At 41.4% G+C, this 4,749-nt stretch carries 5 protein-coding genes; 1 reads left to right on the top strand and 4 read right to left on the bottom strand.

What is annotated here, in order from left to right; all coding sequences use genetic code 11:
- Positions 1-188, top strand: a 188-nt coding sequence (locus ACESK1_RS12120; protein ID WP_372920443.1) for a hypothetical protein, incomplete at its 5' end; no start/stop codon positions are given.
- Positions 189-192: 4 nt separating this feature from the next.
- On the opposite strand, the gene ACESK1_RS12115 is transcribed toward ACESK1_RS12120, so the two are convergent.
- The 4 genes from ACESK1_RS12115 to ACESK1_RS12100 all read right to left on the bottom strand — a co-directional run.
- On the bottom strand, positions 193-666 hold the full coding sequence (locus ACESK1_RS12115; protein ID WP_372920442.1) for a hypothetical protein: 474 nt from the start codon (positions 664-666) through the stop codon (positions 193-195).
- Positions 667-825: 159 nt separating this feature from the next.
- A complete protein-coding gene (locus ACESK1_RS12110) occupies positions 826-2,886 on the bottom strand; it encodes a lamin tail domain-containing protein (RefSeq protein ID WP_372920441.1) in 2,061 nt (686 codons plus the stop codon).
- A 327-nt stretch (positions 2,887-3,213) separates the two neighbouring features.
- Positions 3,214-4,326 (bottom strand): tetratricopeptide repeat protein, encoded by a 1,113-nt coding sequence (locus ACESK1_RS12105; RefSeq protein ID WP_372920440.1) that lies wholly within the window; start codon positions 4,324-4,326, stop codon positions 3,214-3,216.
- Positions 4,327-4,348: 22 nt separating this feature from the next.
- Positions 4,349-4,749, bottom strand: a 401-nt coding sequence (locus ACESK1_RS12100) for an energy transducer TonB (RefSeq protein ID WP_372920439.1), incomplete at its 5' end; no start/stop codon positions are given.

Raw genomic sequence — 4,749 nt, 5'->3', positions numbered from 1 at the left:
AATCGGCACAAACTATTCGGGATGCTAAAGGAATGATGGTGTGCGATATTAGGGGCTGGAGTAAAATACAGTTTATGGCTAAGTCGCAGGAACGCCATGATGCCATAGGACACCTCATTTGTAACCTCCTTAATGATTATAAGGAAAAGCAAATATTGGATTTTGATGAGATGATGCTTGGGGTATGAAAAACTATTCCGCCTTGATCAGAATAGGCATTTTAAAAACCGTAGACACCGGAACGCCTCGTTTACTGGCAGGATAAATTTTTGGCAGCGAATCGATACTTTGAGTCAGCCAACTTCTAATCTCGGGTAACTGTTTTGTGGTTGTGGAATCGATCTCTACCGAATCGATCTCAGGCCGGCCTTCCTTGCTTATTTTTAAATACAGCAATAAGGTATCGTTGATAGCTTCAGTAACTACGGGTTCCTGTTTAGCCAGGTAAGCATACACATTTTCAGCGACTTCCCGCTCAAAGCAATCGCGGGCTGCAGTGAGTTCGGTTTCATCCTGGCAGTCTTCAAAAGCAGGATACTGGTCTACTTCCTTCCAGTTGAGAGTTTGAGATTCGAGTTCCAGCACTTCTTCCGAAGAGATCTTTTTAGTCTCGAAATTACAGGCAAATAGGAATATTGGTAATAGCAGAAGTAAAGTTCTTTTCATTAGCAAACAGCGCTTTGACTTTAGACAAAAGTAATGAAAATGAAGGGAACTTCTATCTAATAAAAAGGCTGCTTTTCTCCTGTAGGAACGAAAAACTTTACTCTTGTTACTATAAAAGAAGAAACCGGGCTATCCCGGTTTCTTCATCAGGTAAAAATATTATTTCCTAACAATGAACTGGCGGGAGGTAGTTGTTCCTCCTGTTTTAACTACGAAGATGTAGAATCCGTTAGGCCAGTTACTAGTATTCAATTCAAAGCTGTAATCAGTATCAGGCAGTACATTTCCAATATAGAGATTGCTCATTTTCTTTCCGGAAAGATTAAACACCTCTGCAGAAGCTCTACCTTCTAACAGGGTTTTAAACTCAAGAGTTACTGGTCCGGCAGATGGATTAGGATATATATTGATATTTACAATTTCATCAACGGAACCAGGTGTATCTAAGAGATCCTCACAGGCTCCCAGCACCGCTCCTTTTGCAAGGAAAGATTTAACTGCTGCAGGTGGAACTGAAAGAGTTTTTTCGTTATAGCATAACTCTACCTTCTGCTTTTCTGAAATATCTGATACCAGAACAACAACCTCATCAGTACCCCAACAACCTTGTGCATCTGTGACTGTCACGGTATAGGTGGTGGTAATTTCCGGACATACTTCTACTTCTGATCCGGAAAGCTCAGGCAAAGAAGTCCAGCTGTATGTATAAGGTGGTGTTCCTCCGGAAACCATAAAAGACAGTTCAGTACAACTGAATTTATCAGGTAAACCGGTATAAACTATCTTATCAGGTCCTGCATCCACAAGGATCTCAGAGGTACAGCAGCTTTTCCCCGGGCTGGCATAAATTTCATATCCTTTATAAGTGCCTGCATACATAGTAGCATCACTCCAATTGGCAGGATCGTTATTATCCAGGCTGGCATCACAAAGCTCCATAGAGTAACCTCCTCCCACAGCACCTTCCGGCCAGGGAGAACCAATTCCATAGGTAACAATATCTATCATGACATCAGAATGATGATCGGTATTGATAATATAGATGGTTTCAGGCTCATCATTGCTTAAATTTGCCCCGTGCCATTCATGTGCCGGAACCCCGAAGAATTCGGTGAAAATTGCTGCATCCTTTGCAGTGACCCAATGGGCTCCGGGCTCCAGGGTATATTCGGGTAAACGGCCGCTGGTAATTCCCCCTTTTATCCTCAGACCTCCAAGCTCTATAGGGTTTTCAGTAGCATTATAGAGCTCAATAAATTCAAGATCATCCCTTTGTCCTACAGGAGGTTCATCATACATGATCTCGGTTATCACCAGGCCTCCCTGCATTGGGTTATAAATGATATCTGTAGTCATAGGTTCCATCACATTGCCTGCCAGATCCTCAACATTGGATATTCCGAGTTCATAATATCTTCCTATCTCAATAGGCGAGGATAAATGAAGTATAACCACATCCCCACCATCTGAAATTTCAACACTTCCTTCCACAGGAACCGAATTCAGAGTATAGTTTGAAATGTTCAGGGCGGTATTGTTTAGCGGTTCACTGAATTCTATTTGTATCTCATCAGTGCTTATTGGTTTAGGCTCAAGAGCTACCGGGGGGAAAATATCGCTCTCTGCTGCGTAGATCAGCACATCATCTATAAGAACCTTAGCAACTGTTCCTTTTCGCGCGCCCGCTTTGGTTAGGAATCTAAGCACGACTTCGCTATTATCAAAAGCGTCAGGATGAAGAGCATAAGTGAATTCCGTAAAATCTGAATCCACATTATTGAATCCCCGGCGATCTGACCCCATAATAAGTCTGGAGCCAAAACTCTGACCTCCATCGGTGGAAACCTGCATAAATAGCTTAACGTGTTTCATGGCTCCTGTGGCCCTGGTAGCTACCCAGAAGTTAGCGGCAACGTTTTCCATTCCAGTAAGGTCGAGATGAACCTGTGCAAAGATCTCCACTTCTTCTTCATCTTCACCTTCCTCCACTACCGGCCAGAGACCTAAGGAATAGTTTCCAGATCTTGTAAAAATATCCTCCTGGAAAATTCTTACTCCATCAACTTCGTTCCCTGACCAGTTGGGAATAAAGTTCTCATTTTGCATAATGAAGGTTTCCTCAAAACCTTCCGTATATGGAAAACTGGTTTCCTGGCTCCATATTGACCCGGACAATAAAGCCGGAATAACTCCTAATAAAAAAAGTAAAATTCTTTTCATGACCCAAATATTTCGTTAGACACAATAATTTCAAATCCAGGCTAAAGGATTCTAACTTAAAGGTACCATGCACTAAGTTTTTATGGAGTAACAAAAGTCATCAGAGCCTAAGGGATATAATTCTTTTTAAGATAGAATGGATTGATAATCAGACTCCATTATGATTTTTTCATTTGAAACTTTAAAATAAAGGTCTCTTAGATTGATGGTCCTATGCTCTGCCTGGAAGACACTCTTTCAGGTCCTTGTTGTGAAGAATTTAGCTCTTTAAAAAAAGAAAAATAAGGAGAGCAATTATTTTTCCGTATTCATACTAATACTTTGGTTTTACTCTTCCAGATGAAGTTTCTTTTTGATATCCTTAATCCGGTTTCTGGTTAAGCTGAGCATCCCCGGATTTCCATTCTCTTCATATTTCCGCAAATAGGTATTGTAATGTTGTAAAACCAATTCCTTGTCTTCATAATAATTATCGGCAGCCACCGCTTTTTCATAAAGCGCCCGTTGGTTATCGGGATTTTCTTCTAATGCTTTATCGAAATAGTCCAGTGCTTCTTTATATTCTTTCTGAAGTTTATAAGTAAGCCCGAGGCTAAGGAATTCAGCATCCACCGGTTGTTTTTTGATGAGAATGGCCATAAGTAAATGCGTTTCCGATTTTTCAAGGTCACCGGTTTGGGCATATAATTTCCCGAGGATAAAATGGGTGGCTGCGTTGCGGTCTTCAAATTCCAGGGCTTTATTATAATATAAAATCGCTCTTTTGTAGTCGAACAATTGATAGTTCGCATAACCGAGTTTGGAATAAATAAACTCACTCTCCTGCCCCAATTCCAGTAACTTTTCGTAATGCGGAATGGCTTCCCGGTATTCTTTAATCGAGGAATAGGTTTGTGCAAGAATGGAAAGCAGGGAAACATTACCGGGATTGGTCTCGAGACCCTTTTTACTATAGTGTTCGGCCATAGTGTACCTTCTGTGCTTTAGCTCCTCTTTTGCGATCTTATACAAAGCTCCCTGATGCGTCATATCATAGGAGAGGCTTCTTAAAAAAAAGTCTCGCGCAGTGCTATCCTGTTGCTTTTCTTTAATTATTCCGCGCTGATAATAAAAGTTGGCATTCTCAGGATATTTTTCTGAAAGTTCAGCAAAAAGGCTATCGGCTTTTTCCAGGCTTCCTGTTTTCACTAAAAGTTTTCCATATTCTATCGCGGTAAGCAGGCGCTTGGGATTTTGATCCAACACCTCCCGGTAATTACTTAGGGCCGCTTCAGCATTTCTGTTGGCATTATAAACTTTCGCGAGTTTGAGATAGACCACTTCTGATTTTGGCGCTACCGCTTCCAGCTTTTCAATGGCCTGATCATGTTCCCCAACAGCATACAAACTATCAGCAACAGCCAAAGCCGAAGTTTGTGCTTCGGCTTTGATGGTTAACATTAAAATAATTATAAAGATGCTTCTATTCATCCCCTACATCAAATACTATTGGCAAAGAATAAATCACATTTACGGGAGTTCCATTTTGTTTACCCGGAGAGAATTTAGGCATTGAAGTTACCACGCGAATGGCCTCCTCTTCTAATTCAGGCTTAGGAGCCCTGGCGCGTGCTTCGACCACATTCCCGGTTTTATCTATTTTAAACTGAACGATAACCCGGTTAATTCCGGTTAACCCTAATTCCTCCCCAAGCTTTGCGTTAAAGTTTGAGCTAACGAAATCGGTGATTTTCCCCGTCATACACTCCTTGCGTCCATTATTGGATGTCAACTCTTCACAACCTGGAAAAACAGGCACTTCATCGATAACGGCAAAAGGCACATCCTCACCGGATTCTACATTTTTTGTTTGAGAAGGCGGTG

It is taken from the genome of Salegentibacter sp. (assembly GCF_041642575.1).
In the GTDB taxonomy this organism is placed as follows: domain Bacteria; phylum Bacteroidota; class Bacteroidia; order Flavobacteriales; family Flavobacteriaceae; genus Salegentibacter.
The sequence above is the reverse complement of the archived record's forward strand: the minus strand, read 5'-3'. Positions and strand labels throughout refer to the sequence as shown.

Excerpts from the sequence above, each read along its gene's own strand:
- ACESK1_RS12115 (WP_372920442.1), bottom strand. The coding sequence starts at position 666 with ATGAAAAGAACTTTACTTCTGCTATTACCAATATTCCTATTTGCCTGT.
- ACESK1_RS12110 (WP_372920441.1), bottom strand. The coding sequence starts at position 2,886 with ATGAAAAGAATTTTACTTTTTTTATTAGGAGTTATTCCGGCTTTATTG.
- ACESK1_RS12105 (WP_372920440.1), bottom strand. The coding sequence starts at position 4,326 with ATGTTAACCATCAAAGCCGAAGCACAAACTTCGGCTTTGGCTGTTGCT.